This is a genomic window from Micromonospora sp. DT47 (assembly GCF_049844475.1).
Classification (GTDB): domain Bacteria; phylum Actinomycetota; class Actinomycetes; order Mycobacteriales; family Micromonosporaceae; genus Micromonospora.
On record NZ_JBNCLC010000079.1, the window covers coordinates 1 to 319 of the forward strand.

Annotated in this window: 1 protein-coding gene; it reads right to left on the minus strand. The window is 65.8% G+C overall.

What is annotated here, in order from left to right; all coding sequences use genetic code 11:
• Window positions 1–73: 73 nt before the first annotated feature.
• Window positions 74–319: transposase family protein (locus ACLQ2U_RS32225; protein WP_425754650.1), on the minus strand; the 246-nt coding region annotated here is incomplete at its 5' end.

Genomic DNA, 319 nt, shown 5'->3' on the forward strand with positions numbered 1-319 from the left:
TGGGGAGTCGCTCGCCTACGGCGAGGATCCACAACACCCACCGCAAACCCGGTGAACGTTAGTGGACACCGCACTAGCCGACCACGCCGAGCCGACGCAGGTGACCCATGTCGACGCGGTGTAGGACGAGGATGGCCTGCATGATCGCGGTCGTGCGGCGGGGGCAGTAATGCAGCTTGGTGAGGATCTTCCAGGTTTTGAGCGTGGCGATGGCTCGTTCGCCGAGGGCGCGGATCCGGGAGTGCGTACGGTTGACAGCCCTCTGGCGGTGGGACAGCTTCGGCCGGTACCGGTGACGCTTGAACGGCGTGCGCACGCT